The 17,487-nt window shown below is 36.2% G+C and carries 15 protein-coding genes; 9 read left to right on the top strand and 6 right to left on the bottom strand.

The window, feature by feature from the left end; all coding sequences use genetic code 11:
* Positions 1–63 precede the first annotated feature (63 nt).
* From Q0871_RS03410 to Q0871_RS03425, 4 genes are all read right to left on the bottom strand, one after another.
* Positions 64–594 carry a hypothetical protein gene (locus tag Q0871_RS03410; protein WP_299317873.1) on the bottom strand — a complete coding sequence of 177 codons (531 nt, stop codon included), beginning with the start codon at positions 592–594 and terminating at the stop codon, positions 64–66.
* A 129-nt stretch (positions 595–723) separates the two neighbouring features.
* Positions 724–1,146 (bottom strand): hypothetical protein, encoded by a 423-nt coding sequence (locus tag Q0871_RS03415; protein WP_299317876.1) that lies wholly within the window; start codon positions 1,144–1,146, stop codon positions 724–726.
* A 313-nt stretch (positions 1,147–1,459) separates the two neighbouring features.
* Positions 1,460–2,158 carry a hypothetical protein gene (locus Q0871_RS03420; RefSeq protein ID WP_299317877.1) on the bottom strand — a complete coding sequence of 233 codons (699 nt, stop codon included), beginning with the start codon at positions 2,156–2,158 and terminating at the stop codon, positions 1,460–1,462.
* Between the two features lie 107 nt (positions 2,159–2,265).
* On the bottom strand, positions 2,266–5,496 hold the full coding sequence (locus tag Q0871_RS03425; RefSeq protein WP_299317880.1) for a S41 family peptidase: 3,231 nt from the start codon (positions 5,494–5,496) through the stop codon (positions 2,266–2,268).
* 158 nt (positions 5,497–5,654) lie between these two features.
* Here Q0871_RS03425 and Q0871_RS03430 point away from each other — a divergent pair, with 158 nt between their 5' ends.
* The 9 genes from Q0871_RS03430 (at position 5,655) to Q0871_RS03470 (ending at position 15,711) form a co-directional block, all read left to right on the top strand.
* Positions 5,655–6,248 carry a methyltransferase domain-containing protein gene (locus Q0871_RS03430; RefSeq protein ID WP_299317882.1) on the top strand — a complete coding sequence of 198 codons (594 nt, stop codon included), beginning with the start codon at positions 5,655–5,657 and terminating at the stop codon, positions 6,246–6,248.
* Between the two features lie 420 nt (positions 6,249–6,668).
* On the top strand, positions 6,669–9,905 hold the full coding sequence (locus tag Q0871_RS03435) for a hypothetical protein (protein WP_299317884.1): 3,237 nt from the start codon (positions 6,669–6,671) through the stop codon (positions 9,903–9,905).
* A 39-nt stretch (positions 9,906–9,944) separates the two neighbouring features.
* Positions 9,945–11,885, top strand: a complete 1,941-nt coding sequence (locus Q0871_RS03440; RefSeq protein WP_299317886.1) for an alpha/beta fold hydrolase — start codon at positions 9,945–9,947, stop codon at positions 11,883–11,885.
* A gap of 34 nt (positions 11,886–11,919) precedes the next feature.
* Positions 11,920–12,642: a DUF2490 domain-containing protein gene (locus Q0871_RS03445; protein WP_299317888.1), complete on the top strand. Its 723-nt coding sequence runs from the start codon at positions 11,920–11,922 to the stop codon at positions 12,640–12,642.
* 28 nt (positions 12,643–12,670) lie between these two features.
* Positions 12,671–13,306: a YceI family protein gene (locus Q0871_RS03450; RefSeq protein ID WP_299317889.1), complete on the top strand. Its 636-nt coding sequence runs from the start codon at positions 12,671–12,673 to the stop codon at positions 13,304–13,306.
* Positions 13,307–13,456: 150 nt separating this feature from the next.
* On the top strand, positions 13,457–14,050 hold the full coding sequence (locus tag Q0871_RS03455; protein ID WP_299317892.1) for a superoxide dismutase family protein: 594 nt from the start codon (positions 13,457–13,459) through the stop codon (positions 14,048–14,050).
* A gap of 74 nt (positions 14,051–14,124) precedes the next feature.
* On the top strand, positions 14,125–14,664 hold the full coding sequence (locus tag Q0871_RS03460) for a sigma-70 family RNA polymerase sigma factor (protein WP_299317893.1): 540 nt from the start codon (positions 14,125–14,127) through the stop codon (positions 14,662–14,664).
* A 1-nt stretch (position 14,665) separates the two neighbouring features.
* Positions 14,666–15,460: an anti-sigma factor gene (locus tag Q0871_RS03465; protein ID WP_299317895.1), complete on the top strand. Its 795-nt coding sequence runs from the start codon at positions 14,666–14,668 to the stop codon at positions 15,458–15,460.
* A 68-nt stretch (positions 15,461–15,528) separates the two neighbouring features.
* The gene (locus Q0871_RS03470) at positions 15,529–15,711 is read left to right on the top strand and encodes a hypothetical protein (protein ID WP_299317897.1); all 183 of its coding nucleotides are present in this window, start codon (positions 15,529–15,531) and stop codon (positions 15,709–15,711) included.
* An 18-nt stretch (positions 15,712–15,729) separates the two neighbouring features.
* On the opposite strand, the gene Q0871_RS03475 is transcribed toward Q0871_RS03470, so the two are convergent.
* Together Q0871_RS03475 and Q0871_RS03480 are read right to left on the bottom strand one after the other, a co-directional pair.
* The gene (locus Q0871_RS03475) at positions 15,730–16,776 is read right to left on the bottom strand and encodes a VOC family protein (RefSeq protein WP_299317899.1); all 1,047 of its coding nucleotides are present in this window, start codon (positions 16,774–16,776) and stop codon (positions 15,730–15,732) included.
* A complete protein-coding gene (locus Q0871_RS03480) occupies positions 16,769–17,473 on the bottom strand; it encodes a glycosyltransferase (protein WP_299317901.1) in 705 nt (234 codons plus the stop codon). The genes Q0871_RS03475 and Q0871_RS03480 overlap by 8 nt, the downstream gene beginning before the upstream one ends.
* Positions 17,474–17,487 lie beyond the last annotated feature (14 nt).

Genomic DNA, 17,487 nt, shown 5'->3' on the forward strand with positions numbered 1-17,487 from the left:
AATTGCGAAACCTATTACCAATTTTAAATTTAAACCTTTAAGCTCTTCTTGCAATAGGCATTCTTACCCAACGTTTTTCTCCTTTTTCATTAATAATTTTGAAATTCTATTGTTAGCGGTTAAAAATATAATTCCAATAAAAATATTAAGCCCATAGGTAAACCACCAATTATAGTCAATAAATAAGCCCAAGTTTATCGCTGAACTTTCGTCAGTTCCGTTTGTTGAAACTTGCTTTTTAAACTCTAAATAACAAAAGTTTAAAAAGGGAGCAATATTGTCAACAATCATTAAAAGTCCAATTATTATTATTCCAAATTTAAAAAGTCCAACCTCGTTTAGATTTTTTATATTAATTATTTGGGAATCAAACCCCTTATTAAGTCTAAAGAGTTTAATTAACCTGTCCGTTTTGAACAGAAAAAGGAAAACAATTAATCCCATAACAACCATGTAAATTACATTAATTATAAAGTCGAAAAAAACAAATCCAAAATTGACCGTCATTCTTGGCTGTAATCGATACATTAAAGTTGTAAAACAGTATATTCCAAAGATTTTAATTATTACTCTGAAAAGGTCGGTTGTGGTCATTCTATTTGTTTTTTTAAAGTATTGCAAGCTGCTATTTTACTAATTATACAGAGCGTAATTGGATTTTGCTTTCTGCTACGAAATTTTAAGTCATAGCGCTTAAGAAACACAAATCTTTAGAATTAGTTTCTAGGTGCTTATTCTCGTCATTGTTATGAAAATCAATAATAATGTCAATATTCCCACAGTTGTCGTAAATATTCCAATTTTTTTTGATTTAGTCCATCCGGATAATGAAATCATAGCAGTTAACGAAAATAATCCAACCATAAATGTTATCATTCCGATAATTCTAGCTACCAAAAAATCGTCAGCTACAACGTCTTTTATGTAACCACCAGGTGTTGTTATCATTGATATTTGAATCATAGCAAATACAGAGACTAGAAAACAGCCAGCAGACAATGTTGCAGATTTTAAAATTCTATTAGTCAGTTTATCATTTTTATCTGAAACTAATATATTCGCTACTACCGTTATTGAAAAACCACTGAGTAACGAGCTTATCAAAATAGTTTGTTTAGCTAATTCATTCCAATATTCTATTGTCATATCCTTTTAACTATAAGTTTGATTTAATTGCAGATGCTATTAAAGTTTAATTCAAATAGTAATTCTACTCCACCTCTTTCATCAACACCTCAATTGACTTCTCCCATTGCTCATCAATGAATTTTACAATAACCTCTGGCTGATTTTTAATGATAATTTCTGGGTTAGTTTCGTCGTTTTCTATCCACTCTCGTCAGCTTTGTTTTTGGCACTTTTCGATTTTACAATTTTGCTAAATCCATTAAAACAACTATTGCTTTCGAGTGTAATTATCTGAATAAAATTCCTAGAAATTACATATAATTTTAACTTCTTATTGTTTTAACTCTTCTTCAATTTTGTTTCTAAGTAATTCAATTTTACTATTGACACCATCATAGTAATTTATCATAGACTCTCGATTAATTTGAATTTGCCACAAGTAGGTTGAAAACAACTGTTTTTCTTCATCGGTCAACTTTAATGGTAAGTTTAAATTTTCAATATCTCCATTTACGGAAAATTGAAAATTCTTTGATAATATTTTATTTATCTCTTCAGAATATTTGTCTTCAAACTGCATTTCAGGAGAATCCTCTTCTAATCGTTTTAATACATAGTAATCATATTCATAAAGTGATATTATCTGAAATCTTAAAGAATCGTTTTTTATCAATTCCAACCCCTTAGATTTTAATGTTTCATATCCTGCTTTATTCTGAACTGGAAAAAAAGTTCTTGTTAAAGTAACGTAGTAGACTGACAAGGTATCTAAGTTTTTTTCCTGTTCATTAATTATTCTACGCCAATAATTACATGCTTTTATACCTGTTTCATGCCCGCTTACATTATTTTCAATATCCGCTATATCCTTCAATAAACCGCTCGACATTTCTTTCAATATTTTTGTTTCTGCTTTTTGGTCTCGACGATTATCGTTCCAATTATTAAGTGCAAATGCAGAAACAACTGCAATAAATATTGAAATAAATTCAAATGTATATTTCTTCCAATTTTTAATATTAAACTTCATTATTCTAATAGGTAATTAGTTTAGTCAAAATTTGCACCTAACAATGGAATATAGTCACCAGCGACTATATCCTAATTCTATATTTATATTTTTTTAAAAAAGCATTTCTACTCCACCTCCTTCATCAACACCTCAATAGATTTCTCCAATTGCTCATCAATGCCTTTTGCAATCACTTCCGGCTGATTTTTAATGATAATTTCGGGGTTGGTTTCGTTGTTTTCCATCCACTCGCCTACTTTGTTTTTAGCACTAACAGGTACAACACCCCAAACACCACCATTCGGTAAACGCTCCCAACCAGCAAAGCTACAGGTACCTGGTACGGGCATACCTACGGTTTTACCAATTTTTAAATCTACATAGCCGCTTGCAAAACAAGAACCATCGCTGTACATAGATTCGTTGAACATTGCCAAGGTTGGCTTCGTCCATCGAGAGGTTGGTTCGCCACCTACTACCCTAGCTTCTGTTTCATAAGATAAAAATGGTATACCGGTAAAGAACATAGCCAAATCTGCTACCAGGTCTCCACCGCCATTAAAACGGGTATCTACAATAACTCCTTTTTTATCATTGAATTTACCAAGCATTTCTTCATAAATAGTACGGTATGGACCGTCGCTCATGCCTGGTATGTGTACATAACCCAATGTGCCGTTACTTTTTGCCAATACTTCTTTTTCATTATTTTTCACCCAACGGTCATATAGCAATCCGTTTTCTACACGCAAAGAAATAGGTTTAACGGTTAGCTGTTTTCTCTTGCCTTTTTCATCGACAATATCTAGCAATGTAAAATCGCCCGCAATACGGTTTAAGTAGAAAGCGGCATCGGTAGACTCTCCTATGGTTACTCCGTTAATTTTCTCAATTATTGTACCTGGTTGAATATTGAATCCTGCTTTGTCTAAGGGTCCGCCTTTAATGACTTCCGTAATTTTTAATCCGGCACCTTTGTGCTTGTAATCTATAAAAACACCTAGCGAAGCTGTTTGGTCTCCGTTTTCAATAGCGTCTGAATAGCGACCACCTGCGTGACTCACATTCAATTCGCCTAACATTTCTGAAACCATTTCAGAAAATTCAAAACCATTACCGATATGCGGTAAATACTTCTCATATTCGGTACGCATGGCTTTCCACTCTATACCGTGAAAACTAGAAGTATAGAAAATACCGTTGGTACGCAACCAAATATGATCGAACATATACTTGCGCTCTGCGTCGGCATCTAAAACCATTTCTGCCTTTACTTTTACTGGTTCTGTCTTACTAGTAGCAACATCAACTTTAGATATGCTACCGTCGGATAATAAGAACAGATGCTCCTTTTTGTCATCCCACTGCAAACTTCCCGATTTCGCATCTAAGGCTATGAGCATTTTGGTGCTTTTGGTACGTATTTCGGTTTCCCAAAGGTTCAATCCTTTTTCAAATCTGGTTAGGTAATACAGTTTTTCTCCGTCTTTAGAAAGTACGGCATCCGACAGTTTAGAAGAGTGTATGGTTAAACGTGCTTTTCTACGCTCTACATCCTCCAAATCGAATTTTAAAGTTTTTACTGCTGCTTCTTCCTTTTTATCGTCTTTCTTCTTTTTATCTTCAGATTTGGCTTCGTCCTTTTTTTCTTTGGCTGCCTCTTCAATCATTTTCAACAAATCGTATTCCTCTTTTGTATTATTGAACTTATCCCACGACTCTTGGTTCAAGAACATGGTATACACATCTGTTTCAAAAGAACCACTGGTCGCGTAACTTTTTAGTCCGTCGCGATTCGAGAAATAGATAATCTGGCTACCATCATTCACCCATTTCGGCGAAAAATCGTAATAGCCGCTTTGGGTCAAGTTTTTACGCTGTTTTCCGTCTTTAGAGACCAAAAGTAATTCCGTATTATTCAACGAGACGCTCCAGTCTACCAATAACCACTTACTATCGGGACTCCACTGATAATATTGATCACCGTCTCGCATATGTATCACGTTATCGGGCGTCATTAAGGTGGTAATTTCTTTCGTCTTCAAGTTCTTCACCTTTATAGTTCTTCTACCTTCTACATAGGCGACATAGGTGCTATCTGGTGAGAATTCTGGCAAATAAATATCTTCTTTCGAGGTCACTAAAGTATCTTCTTTGAATACTGTTGCCGCAAAGAAATAAGGTTCTTCTTTTCGCACTTTAGATGATTTGAAAATGCTCCATTTACCATTGCGTTCACTGGAGTAGGCGACCGATTTACCATCTGGCATAAACTTTACAAAACGTTCTTGTTCTGGGGTATTGGTTATACGTTTTGTCAACGAACCATCTACCGATGTTACAAAGACCTCTCCTCTACTAATAAAAGCGATTTCTTTACCGTTAGGTGCAACATCCATTTCTTGAACTCCACCGTTAACGGACACATATTCTATAGGGTTACTGTCTTCTTGTGTTCTAACGATAATATCAACTTTTTTCGCCGTTTCCCCTTCTGATAAGGTATAAATTTCACCATCATAACCAAATGCCAGTTTGTTGTTACCAATACTTAATGAACGTACCGGATGCGTTTTAAAATCGGTCAGTTTCTTAGGTTGAGCACCATTTTCTTCAGCCATTGAAAAGACATTAAAAGTACCCTCTTGCTCACTTAAATAATAAATAACAGTACCATCTATTGAAAACACGGGATTGCGATCTTCTCCCTTAAAACTAGTTAATTTTGTATGCTTACCTGTGGATGGCTCAAACGACCAAATATCTCTTGTTACGGAAGATGTGTGATGCTTTCTAAACTCGTCTTCATATCCCTTTTTATCGTGATACACCATCTTGCTACCATCGGTATTTACTTGTACAGCTTCTACAGGCACGGTCAATACTTGACCCACTCGCCCACCGTTTACAGGAACGCTATATAATTCTGGCTGCGAACCTGTTGGATATTGGCGATGCTCAGCTATATCTAATCTTGCTGATCCAAATAGTACATCTGAATCATCGGCAGAAAAACTATAGGGAGTTTCGTCATTACTATGATAGGTTAATCGTGTTGCTTCGCCGCCTTGGGCATCCATCACATAGACATCAAAATTGCCATATCTGTTCGATGCAAAGGCTATTTTATTTCCGTTTTTGCTCCAAACCGGTGCATAATCATGTGCAGAATGATAGGTTAACTGCTTTGCCACACCACCATCTGCCGGTACCGAAAATAGGTTGCCTTTATAGGTAAATGCTATAGTAGTACCATCTGGAGAAATAGAAGGGTAACGTGCCCATTGCGGATTAGTTTGTGCCGTGCAGACATAAGTTAAGCATACCGCTATTGCAGTTAAAAAAGAGTATTTCATACGTTTACTTTGTTGGTAGTTAGTCCGTTCGAAAGATAGCAAATTGGTTCGTTTACCACAATCATTCTATAATCAATGGTATTGAATTCTACATACTTTGCTAAAACTCACCAAATCTGTATAAATTTACTATCGCAGATAATCATTAAGATACCATATTGAAAGAAGAACAAGATTACTGGACGCAGCGTTACAAAGAACATCAGACGGGTTGGGATATTGGCTACCCATCTACACCCATTAAAGAATATGTTGATCAATTAACCGACAAGACCATTCAGATTTTAATACCAGGAGCCGGAAATGCCTATGAAGCGGAATACCTGTGGAAAGCAGGGTTCAAAAATGTTCATATTCTAGATATCTCTGAAATTCCGCTAAAAGAATTCAAAAAAAGGAATCCCCATTTCCCAGACGAGAATATGCATCAAGCAGATTTTTTTAAGTTCAATGGGCAGTACGACCTTATACTAGAACAGACTTTTTTCTGCTCTTTTGTACCCACTGACACCAATAGAAATGCATACGCCAAACACATGTCTGAACTACTAAAACCAACTGGAAAATTAGCGGGACTCTGGTTTGACATCCCCTTAACCGGCAACATGGAGAAGCGCCCATTTGGAGGAAACAAAGATCTGTACACCAAATATTTATCACCCTATTTCAAAACGATCACTTTCGATCCCTGTTATAACTCCATAGCTCCACGTAAAGGGAATGAGTTGTTTGGGATTTTTGTGAAAATTTAGTTGTTGGTTATTGGTTGTCAATTCGCTTTCACTCAGTGACCTAATTATCATTTGTCAGTTCGAGTGAATTTCGAGGAACGAGAAATTTGTATCGAGAACCTTTACGTGTACCCAAGGTTCTCTAACTCACATTGGTCTTCGACTGCGCTCAGACTAACATAGGTACTAATAACAAACTTTATACCTTTTATTTAATAGATTGCTTCGTGCCTAGCAAAGACGTTCACGAGAATCTCACGAAATAACTGATACTACTAACTGAAAATTGCTACTGCCAACTGAAAACTGACACTGCCAACTGAGAATCAAAACTGTTAAAGGATTACGGATTCTACAAAACTACCCACTGTTAACATCCTTTTAAGAATACTTCCCTTTCTTTTCCGCTATTTTTAAGCACATAACTAACAAACCACTCAAATGACTAGAAGATTACTCTCCTTGCTGGTGCTTTTTGCATCTTTTTTCGTTTCTGCTCAAGATTTTAAAATGGACCTAGTACAAGACATGAAACCCCGTAACATCGGTCCCGGTGGTATGAGCGGTCGTGTTACCAGTATTGATGTCGTAAATTCCAATCCTGATATTATGTATGTCGGTACCGCTTCTGGCGGATTATGGAAATCTACATCTGGCGGTATAAAATGGGATCCTATTTTCGACAAAGAAGTAACCGCTTCTATTGGTGCCGTTGCCATTCAGCAAAGTAACCCTTCTGTAATTTGGGCAGGTACTGGAGAAGGTAATCCTAGAAACAGCTTAAATGGTGGTTACGGAGTATATAAATCTCTCGATGGCGGTAATACCTGGAAATCTATGGGTCTTGAAAAAACGAGACATATTCATAGAATTAAGATTGACCCAATGAATCCGAATACCGTTTATGTTGGTGCAATAGGCTCTCCTTGGGGCGAACACCCAGAACGTGGCGTATTCAAAACTACTGATGGTGGTGAGACTTGGGAGAAGGTTCTTTTTGTAAATAATAAAACAGGGGTTGCTGATCTTATTATGGACCCAACCAACCCGAATAAGCTAATCGCTGCGATGTGGGAACACAAGCGTGATCCTTGGTTCTTTAACTCTGGCGGTTCTGGTAGTGGTTTATATATTACCCACGATGGTGGTAAGAATTGGAAAAAGCTAAGTGAAGAAGATGGTCTACCTGCAGGTGATTTAGGTAGAATAGGTGTGGCTATAGCTCCCGGTAAGCCAGATGTTATTTACGCTTTAGTGGAAGCAAAAAAGAATGCATTGTACAAATCTGAAGATGGCGGTTTTAAATGGAAGAAAATCAATGATAAGAATGATATAGGAAATAGACCTTTTTATTACTCTGAAATATATGTAGACCCTGAAAATGAAAATAGAGTTTTCTCAGTATTTACATACGTGAACGTTTCGCAAGATGGTGGTAAGAACTTTACACAATTAATGCCTGCATATCGCGCCGATAATGGCGTGCACCCTGATCACCACGCATTTTGGATTCACCCAGAAAACGGACAGTTTATGATGGACGGTAATGATGGCGGATTGAATATTTCTAAAGATGGTGGAAAAACATGGCGCTTTGTGGGTAACCTACCGGTTGCGCAATTTTACCATATAGCAACGGATAATGAATATCCTTATAATGTATACGGTGGTATGCAAGATAATGGTTCTTGGAGAGGGCCTGCTTATGTTTGGAAAGCTCAAGGTATTCGTAATAGTTACTGGCAAGAAATAAGTTTTGGTGATGGTTTTGATGTGGTACCCGATCCTGTAGATTCTAGATATGGTTATACCATGAGTCAGCAAGGTAACGTACAACGTTTTGATCATGTTACGGGTAATAATTACATCGTACGTCCTACTCCTCCAGATGCAGAAACTGAACTTCGCTTCAACTGGAATTCGGCAATTAGCCAAGACCCTTTTGATAATAGCACCCTTTATTTTGGTAGTCAGTTTGTACACAAGAGTACAGATAAGGCATTGACGTGGAAAGTAATTTCTCCTGATTTAACTACCAACGATCCTGAAAAGCAAAAGCAAAGCGAAAGTGGCGGATTGTCCATGGATGCAACGGGAGCAGAAAACCACACCACTATATTGGTAATTGAGCCATCACCTGTTGAAAAAGATATGTTATGGGTTGGATCTGATGACGGCAGAGTTCATTACACTCAAAATGGTGGAGAAACTTGGACTGAGGTAACCACAAATATTAAAGGTTTACCAAAAGGAAGCTGGATTCCACAAATAAAAGCATCTACCCGTAATAAAGGGGAAGCACTTTTAATCGCTAATGATTATAGAAGATTCAATTACACGCCATATGCATATCGTACTAAAGATTATGGTAAAAGCTGGACAAGAATTGTTGATGCTACAGATGTAGACAGTTATGCACTATCGATTATTGAAGATCCTGAGAATCCTAATTTAGTATTCTTAGGTACCGATGACGGATTATATATTTCTTTCAATGCTGGTGAAAAATGGCAAAAATGGACGGAAGGTTTCCCGACGGTTTCTACGAAAGATTTAGCGATTCACCCAAGAGAGCACGATTTGGTAATCGGTACTTTCGGTAGAGCTGCATGGGTATTAGATGATATTCGTCCGCTACGTGCAGTGGCAGCTGATGCATCCATCCTAAATAAAGACATCGAATTATTTACTCCTCCAACGGCATATCAAGCAGCTTATCAACAACCAACAGGAAGTCGTTTTGGTGGCGACGGACTGTATCAAGGTGAAAACAAGAAGTCTGGCGCTATGATTACCTACTATTTAAAAGAAGGTAAGAAAGCTGGTAAAAAGCCAACAAAATCAATGGATAAAAAGGATGAAGAATCAGAAGAGGCATCCGAAGAAAAAACAGATAAAGTAGAATTAACAGGCGTTCAAAAGAAAGATTCGGTTCAGTTCGATTTTTACGATGGTGATAGATTAATTCGTACCTTAAAATACAAGACTCCGGAAAAAGCAGGATTCCACAGAATTTTCTGGGGAATGGATGAAAAAGGTGCAGACAGACCTTCTAGAAAAGTAATTACCAAAAAGAAAGAATCTGGAGGATTAGATGTAAAACCAGGAACTTACACTATAAAAATGCTTTATGGTGAAATGGAAGAAGAAACTAAAATTACCGTAAAATCTGATCCTCGTTTAGAGGTTTCTATACCTGGTATTAATGCGGCATATACCAATGGTAAAGTGTTAGAATCATACATGCAAAAAGCTGCAGATGCCGTTCAGCAATTGGCACAAAGCAAAGAAACCGCAGAAAAATTTCAAAAAGAACTGAAAAAGGAAGATGATAAAAAATATAAAGAGCAGATTGATGCTTCTAAAGATATTATCAAGCAAATAGATTCTGTAACCGCAATCTATTTAGGCAAAGTTGATAAGCGACAAGGTATTACCCGTAGTAAAGAGATGACCGTAATGCAACGTTTGCAAATTGCAAGACGTTATGTTGGATCTAGACAAGCAGGCATGACAGCTACAGAAACCCAGTTAATGCAATTTGCAAAAGGGGATCTAGAAGCGGCATTAGAGAAAACGAATTCATTTTTCTCTACGGATTGGAAAACATATAAAACTACTATGGAAAGCTTACAACTTTCTCCTTTTAAAGAAGTAGACACCTTTAGTTTAAAATAATTCTTATGTTATTAGGCATGCTCATTTAAATAATCAATTATGAAAAAACTATTCGCTTGTTTTGCCATAGCTCTTATTTGGAGTTGTACAGAAAAAAAAGAAGTCCAAAAGGAGGTTCAAAAAGAAGTTGAAATCACCAAAATACATGATCAATATTCCATTAAACAAATGATGGATAATGAAGCTATTTCTGGAGGTAGTTTTTATCGTGATAATTCTAAATTATTGGTTTCAAGTAATAGATCTGGTATCTATAATATGTATACCGTGCCTGCCAATGGTGGTGAGTTAACCCCCATAACACAATCTGACAGCGCTTCTATTTTTGCAATTTCTTATTTTCCGAGAGATGAGCGAATGCTTTTTAGCATGGATGGTAATGGTGATGAAATATACCATATCTACATCCGCAATCTAAATGGCAGCCATACAGACCTTACACCTGCCAAAGGGGCTAGGGCCAGTTTTCATGGTTGGGCAGAAGATGACCAAAGCTTCTTTTTTACATCGAATAAGCGAGATGCAAAATACATGGATCTGTATCAAATGGATTTTCTCAACTATTCGCCTAAATTAATTTTCAAGAATGAAGAAGGGTACGATATAGGCAATCTTAGTAAAGATCAAAAATATTTGACGCTGGCGAAATCTTTGAACACCAACGATTCAGACTTATACCTTTATGACCTATCTACAAAGAAGAAAATTAAGATCAATAAAACGCAAAGTGCAAATAGTAGTCAAGATTTTTCTCCCTCTGGGGATGAACTATATTATACTACCGATGAAGGCAGCGAGTTTTCATACCTAATAAAGTATAACATTGCATCTGGCGAGACCGAAAAAGTGATTACCCGTGATTGGGATATTTTAGGTAGTTACTTTACAGATAATGGCAGCTATTTAGTTACGTATATCAATGAAGATGCAAAGAACACCATTGAAGTAATGGATGTAGCTACTATGGAAAACATTGATTTACCGGCATTTGAAACTATGGAAATAACTAATGTAGATTTCTCAAAAGATGAAAAATGGATGCGTTTTTACGCAGGTGGCTCGCATACTCCAAGTAATTTATATGTCTATAACCTAGAAACGAAAGAACAGAAACAATTAACAGATGTTTTGAATCCTGAAATTAAGGTAGAAGATCTTGTTTCTGCTGAAGTAGTACGTTATAAATCTTTTGATGGGGTAGAAATACCTGCTATTTATTACAAGCCTCAACAAGCAAGTGCCGATGCAAAAGTACCCGCCCTAGTTTGGGTTCATGGTGGACCAGGTGGCCAGAGTCGCCAAAATTTCAGTTCGTTTATTCAATATCTCACCAATCACGGTTATGCAGTACTTGCTGTAAACAACCGTGGTAGTAGTGGTTATGGAAAAACGTTTTACCAAATGGATGATCTAAACCATGGAGATAAAGATTTAAAAGATTGTGTTGAAGGTAAAAACTGGCTTTCGGCTCAACCTGAAATCGATGGCGATAAAATCGGAATTATAGGTGGTTCATATGGCGGTTATATGACAATGGCGGCACTTACCTACACTCCCGAAGAATTTGCCGTTGGGGTGAATTTATTTGGTGTTACCAATTGGTTGCGAACTTTAAAAAGTATACCGCCATGGTGGGAATCTTTTAAAGATGCTCTTTACTTAGAGTTAGGTGATCCCTATAGTGCAGATTCGGTACGTCTAAAAGAGATTTCTCCTTTGTTTCATACAGACAAGGTAACCAAGCCTTTAATTGTTTTACAAGGCTCACAAGACCCTCGTGTACTTCAAGTAGAATCTGATGAGATTGTTGCAGGAGTAAAAAAGAACGGAGTACCAGTAGAGTACGTGCTTTTTGAAGATGAAGGACATGGTTTTGTTAAGAAAGAAAATCAGATCGAAGCCTACAGTAGGGTTTTAGATTTTTTAGATTTGTATTTAAAGAAAGATAAAGAAGCACCAATTGAAGATGGCGATAAATAAAGCCAAAATGTTAAGTTTCATATTAAATTAAAGAATGAAGAAAGTTATTACGTTACTAGTATTATTAGCAACTATTACGCATACTAATGCACAAAGTGAAATAACAGGTGAAGATGATTTTGGTAGTTGGTTCATGTATTTTGGTACCAATAAAATTGCCGATAAATGGAGCATACATACCGAAGCGCAGTTTAGATATTATGAAATGGCTTCTAACTTTAACCAGATGTTACTACGTACAGGTATAAATTATCATATTAACCCTGATGCGATTGCAACTTTAGGTTACGGATTTATTGATACCGACCCCTCTTTTAGAGAATTTGATGTTCTCGCGGGTGATGCTATCAAAAACAATTCAATTTCAGAGCACCGCATTTTTGAGCAATTCATTCTTAAAAACAAGGTATGGGAATTTAAATTTGAGCATCGTTATCGTTTGGAGCAACGCTTTGTTCAAAACAATGCTACAGGTATCAGTAATACATTACACAGAGCTCGATATAGAATTCAAATGACCTTACCCCTAACCGATATCTTTTTTCTAAACTTTTACGATGAGATCTTTATCAACCTACAAAATGATGCCTTTGGTCAAAACCGTGCGTATGCTGCCTTGGGAGTTAATGTTACCGAAGATTTAAGCATGCAATTTGGGTATTTAAAAAATCACTTTAGCGAGACTAATTTTGATCGTTTTCAAGTAGGCTTATTTTATAACACAGATTTACGTGGCATTTTTAAAAAGAAGAAGTAAATTTATACTATAATTAAAACACATTATCATGAAAAAAATAGCACTTACATTCGCTAGTGCACTTTTAATCGTTTTTGCAAGTTGTAAAGACGCTAAAAAAAGTGAAGAGTCTAAAAGCGTTGAAGCAACAAGCGAAGCAACTGAAATGTTCAGCTTAGTACAAGATTCAACAAAAGTAAGTTTTACCGCTTACAAGACAACAGATAAAGTACCTGTTGGTGGCATGTTCAAAAAGATAAACTTCACAAAAACAAATAGCGGTGCAACTGCTATGGAAGCCTTAAATGGAACCGAGTTTAGCATTCCAGTTAGTAGCTTATTCACTAACGACCCAACGGGAACAAGAGACCCTAAACTATTAGAGTTTTTCTTTGGCGTATTAAAGGATACAGAATTAATCTCTGGTGTATTTAAAGTTGAAGGTGATAAAAGTTCTATTGATGTTACTTTAAACGGAGATACACAAAACATTCCCCTTGCATACGAAATGAACGGTGATGATAAAATCACTTTTACAGGTACCATGGATCTAGCAAACTGGAATGCTATGGATGCCGTTGCTTCTATCAACAAAGCTTGTGAAATTTTACATACCGGTAAAGATGGTGTTAGTAAAACATGGAGCGAGGTTGCCGTTAAAGCAGAAGTGCTATTGACAAAATAAAAAATCAATTTTATTATATTTAAAAAAAGAGGTGCTTTACAGCACCTCTTTTTTTGCCCTAAAGATTAAAAGGATTGCTCATATCATGTAAATATTTGATATTGATTGTTTTAAATTATAATTTTCCTATTAACAATAAAAACTATCAAAATGAAAATATTTAAAATTGAATTAGCACTATTGGCACTACTAGCTGTCTTTAGCTGCAAAGAAGTAAAAAAAGAGGCGTCTGAAGCTAAAGAAGAAGTTGAAGAACTAATGGATGAGGCTAAAGCAGAAATGAACGACGAAGAAACTGTAGTAAAATTTATGCTGGAACCAAAAAGCGATAGTGATGTAAAAGGTGAAGTAACCTTTACCCAAGCTGATGACGAGGTAGAAATGGTAGCCATGCTATCTGGCTTATCTGAAGGCGAGCATGCCATTCATATTCACCAAACGGCAGATTGCACAGCCGCTGATGGATCTTCTGCTGGCGGACATTGGAACCCAACAAATGAACCACATGGTAAATGGGGTGCTTCTGAAGGATATCACAAAGGTGATATAGGTAACTTTACGGCAGATGCCGATGGTAATGCAAAAGTTGAATTTGAAACAGAAGAATGGTGTATTGGTTGTGATGATGAGAATAAAAATATACTTGGTAAAGGTGTCATCGTACACCAAGGTGTAGATGACTACACTTCACAACCTAGCGGTGCAGCTGGTGCACGTGTAAGTTGTGCCGGTATTATTGAATAGAGTTAATATTAAACCTGATAAAAGCTGTTCTAAGAACAGCTTTTTCTATTTTTATCCGATTTAAAAAATTACTTATGCAACTAGACCTTTTGGTTGATCAGTTTAGAAAGAAAGACCAATCGGCTTTCGAAAAGCTATATGGCATGTATAGCGAAAATATTTGTGGTGTAATAAACACCATCGTTAAGAACGATGCACGTTCCCAAGAAATTTGTCAAGATGTATTCATTAAAATATGGAATAACTGTGAAAGTTACAACTCATCTAAAGGAAGATTCTTTACCTGGGTATTGAACATTGCAAGAAATGCTGCTATCGATGAAATACGCAGTAGGTCGTATAAAAATGAAAAAAAGAACCTTAGTGCAGATTACTTCGTAAATATTTTACAGCACAAGGAAGAAGAAGAAGAAACTTCCAATGTGGACACCAAGGGAGTAAGAAACCTCGTTAAAAATTTAAAGGAAAAATGTGTACAGATCATTGAACTGTTATACTTTAGAGGGTATACTCAAAAAGATGCTGCCGAAGAATTGGAAATTCCGATCGGTACTGTAAAAACAAGAAATAGAAGTTGCATTTCCCAACTAAGGGAAAATATGGCCGTAAGATAGTATGGATGTAGAAAAATACATAGCATCGGGAATTTTGGAGCTTTACGTAGCCGGTACACTTTCAGAGAAGGAAAATCTGGAAATTGCCAACTACGCTAAAGAGTATCCTCAAATTCAGAAAGAAATTGAAGCTATTGAAGCTTCAATATTAGAATTGTCAAGAAAAGCATCGCCTGGTTATAATTATTCATTTGCAGCATTAATGAATAGAATTAATGGTGAAGTTAAGGTAGTTGATATTAATGAAAAGCGTAGTTCACCGTTCTTATCCTATATTGGTTGGGCAGCATCTGTTCTATTGGCCGTTGGTCTATTTTGGATGTATCAGCAGAACCAAGATTTAAAATCTAATATTAAAGTTGTAGAAAAACAGAATGTAGATTTGGAACAGCAAATTGCAGATACTGATTCTTCTTTAGAACAAACTCAAGAACTTTTGAATACACTGCGTGATCAAAACATTAGTGTAATTGCATTAGGTGGTCAAGCAGTATCACCAACTTCTTACGCTAAAGCATATTGGAACAAGGAAGACCAAAAAATTTTCATAGATGCCAAAGGTTTACCTGAACCACCAGATGGTTTTGTATACCAAGTTTGGTCTCTTAAACTTTCTCCACTTACCCCTACCAGTATGGGGCTGCTAGAAGATTTCGCTACCGATGAGAACAAAGTCTTCGCGCTGAATAATCCGAACGATTCTGAAGCATTTGGTATTACATTAGAGCCGGCAGGTGGTAGTGAATCGCCAAACCTAGAGCAATTATTTACACTAGGTGTTGTAGCTAGTTCATAATACATTAAAATTTTAAGTATAATGGGCAGTTTTTAAAAACTGCCCATTTTTTTTACTATTTTGCCACCATGGATTTAAAGAAACTTTTCGGAACCGTTTTAACCCTATTAGGTATTGGCGGACTTGTTTATACTGCAATTTTATTTGGTAATAGCACTGGTACCACTAAACAGTTAATCGTTTTTGGCGTATTAGGCGCTATATTTTTCTTCTCAGGAATAGGATTGATCAGAAATACCAGTAAGAACTAAAACGGCAAATGTTTTAGATTACTTATCTTTTTTTACCCGACTAAAACTTAAACTTTTTACCAACCATTTCGGTAAGGTTTTATGCGGATTCCTCTTTTTAAGATTCAGGAACAATCCTAATGATTTTAGAATAGGGACTTTATGCGTTTCTACTAATTCTATCAACGTACCATCAGGATCTTCCATATAACTAAAATGACCCGCGGCATCGCCCATATCAAAACTATTGGCGCTGTCTACGGTAAAAGGATAATCATTGGTTTTAGCTTTTTCTCTAATCATGCTCATACCTGATACATCAAAACACAGGTGTATGTACCCTAAATCGCCCCACAATCTATTTTCAAATATCTTAACTGATTTTCTATCTAAAACCTGAATAAGTTCTAGTTGTGTGGGACCTAGAAGGTCTCCGAATCCGCCGACGGACTTTCGTTCTTGAGAAATAATTACTCTTCTATATTTCCCTGTGGTATTATCGTTTTCAAGTGTTTCAATAGTATCGTATTCTATTATTGAATACCCTAACATTGAACTATAAAATTCGATAGAATTTTCCATATTACTAACGCCCATTACAGCGCCTAGCACTCCCCCATTTTTTGATGACTGCTCACAAAAAACATAATGATCTTCAACCATTTGTACCCGGTTACCAAAAGGATCAGTAAAATAGAAACTAGAACGATAAGACTGACTGATTTCTGAGAGACTAGATACTTTTAAATCCCTCAAATACGAATGCATTTCAATCAGATTTTCACATCTAATTTTCATTGCATAAATACCTAAATCCCCAAATTGAATTGGATTAATAGCAGCAATAGGAGTCCGATCTTTGAACTGCCAAATTTCCAATCCGCCGCCACCCGTCATATTTAAAGATAAGTAAGCTTCTCGTTTTTCAGCCTTACCATTGGTATACCTTGTCATTAACGAAGCAACTGCCTCATCTTCAAACAACAAAATATCAAAACCCAAATGCTTTCTATACCAATTAAATACTTTCTTTACATCGAGAACACCTATCCCAATTTGCTGAATTCCGTTTATAATCTCAACCATTGTATGGGGTGCGTATCAATTTATTATGAAGTGTTTTGAGTTTATCACCTGGGTACCCAAATTTAAAAAGTACCACTAAAAGAAAGTTAGAAAGGTTTACCCTGAGATATGAATTAGACTCATACTTACGAGCAGAAACTATCAAGTCATTTTTAACGATTGTATACGGTACGTTCTCTTTTTTCATCCGACGGAAAAATTCAAAATCTTCCATCAATACTTGCTCCTCATCAAATCTACCCAGCTGATTAAAAGCATCTTTTTTAATGAAAAGGCATTGATCGCCGCCACCGGTAAATAAACCGTCTTTACCTGTAAACGATGCATTTATCCTTAAGTACCATGCGTCTTTATCAAATTTGTAAGAGAAAAATCCTGCATCATATCCATTCTTTAAGCTATTGAGAATATCATCAACGAATCCCGTTGGTGGTACTACATCAGCATGTAAAAAAACAAAGGTATTACCCAAAGCAATTTGAGAAGCTTCGTTCATTTGAGCTGCTCTACCCCTATTCTTACAACGCAATATTTTAACTTTCTGACTACAGTCTAACTTTTCAATGGTATCAGAATTACCTGGGGAAACGGCAACTATAATTTCCAAGAGCTTTTCATGCTCAATAAAACAAGCAACTTTAAAAAGTCGTTGCAAGTTATCATATTCATTATGGGCTGGAATTACAATACTTATCATGGCAATAGCTAAGG

Origin of the sequence: uncultured Maribacter sp. (assembly GCF_947500985.1) — a bacterium.
Lineage (GTDB): Bacteria > Bacteroidota > Bacteroidia > Flavobacteriales > Flavobacteriaceae > Maribacter.

Bases quoted from the DNA above. Each gene is read 5' to 3' on its own strand.
- Q0871_RS03410 (WP_299317873.1), bottom strand. From the start codon at position 594: ATGACCACAACCGACCTTTTCAGAGTAATAATTAAAATCTTTGGAATA.
- Q0871_RS03415 (WP_299317876.1), bottom strand. From the start codon at position 1,146: ATGACAATAGAATATTGGAATGAATTAGCTAAACAAACTATTTTGATA.
- Q0871_RS03420 (WP_299317877.1), bottom strand. From the start codon at position 2,158: ATGAAGTTTAATATTAAAAATTGGAAGAAATATACATTTGAATTTATT.
- Q0871_RS03425 (WP_299317880.1), bottom strand. From the start codon at position 5,496: ATGAAATACTCTTTTTTAACTGCAATAGCGGTATGCTTAACTTATGTC.
- Q0871_RS03435 (WP_299317884.1), top strand. From the start codon at position 6,669: ATGACTAGAAGATTACTCTCCTTGCTGGTGCTTTTTGCATCTTTTTTC.
- Q0871_RS03440 (WP_299317886.1), top strand. From the start codon at position 9,945: ATGAAAAAACTATTCGCTTGTTTTGCCATAGCTCTTATTTGGAGTTGT.
- Q0871_RS03445 (WP_299317888.1), top strand. From the start codon at position 11,920: ATGAAGAAAGTTATTACGTTACTAGTATTATTAGCAACTATTACGCAT.
- Q0871_RS03450 (WP_299317889.1), top strand. From the start codon at position 12,671: ATGAAAAAAATAGCACTTACATTCGCTAGTGCACTTTTAATCGTTTTT.
- Q0871_RS03455 (WP_299317892.1), top strand. From the start codon at position 13,457: ATGAAAATATTTAAAATTGAATTAGCACTATTGGCACTACTAGCTGTC.
- Q0871_RS03460 (WP_299317893.1), top strand. From the start codon at position 14,125: ATGCAACTAGACCTTTTGGTTGATCAGTTTAGAAAGAAAGACCAATCG.
- Q0871_RS03465 (WP_299317895.1), top strand. From the start codon at position 14,666: ATGGATGTAGAAAAATACATAGCATCGGGAATTTTGGAGCTTTACGTA.
- Q0871_RS03470 (WP_299317897.1), top strand. From the start codon at position 15,529: ATGGATTTAAAGAAACTTTTCGGAACCGTTTTAACCCTATTAGGTATT.
- Q0871_RS03475 (WP_299317899.1), bottom strand. From the start codon at position 16,776: ATGGTTGAGATTATAAACGGAATTCAGCAAATTGGGATAGGTGTTCTC.
- Q0871_RS03480 (WP_299317901.1), bottom strand. From the start codon at position 17,473: ATGATAAGTATTGTAATTCCAGCCCATAATGAATATGATAACTTGCAA.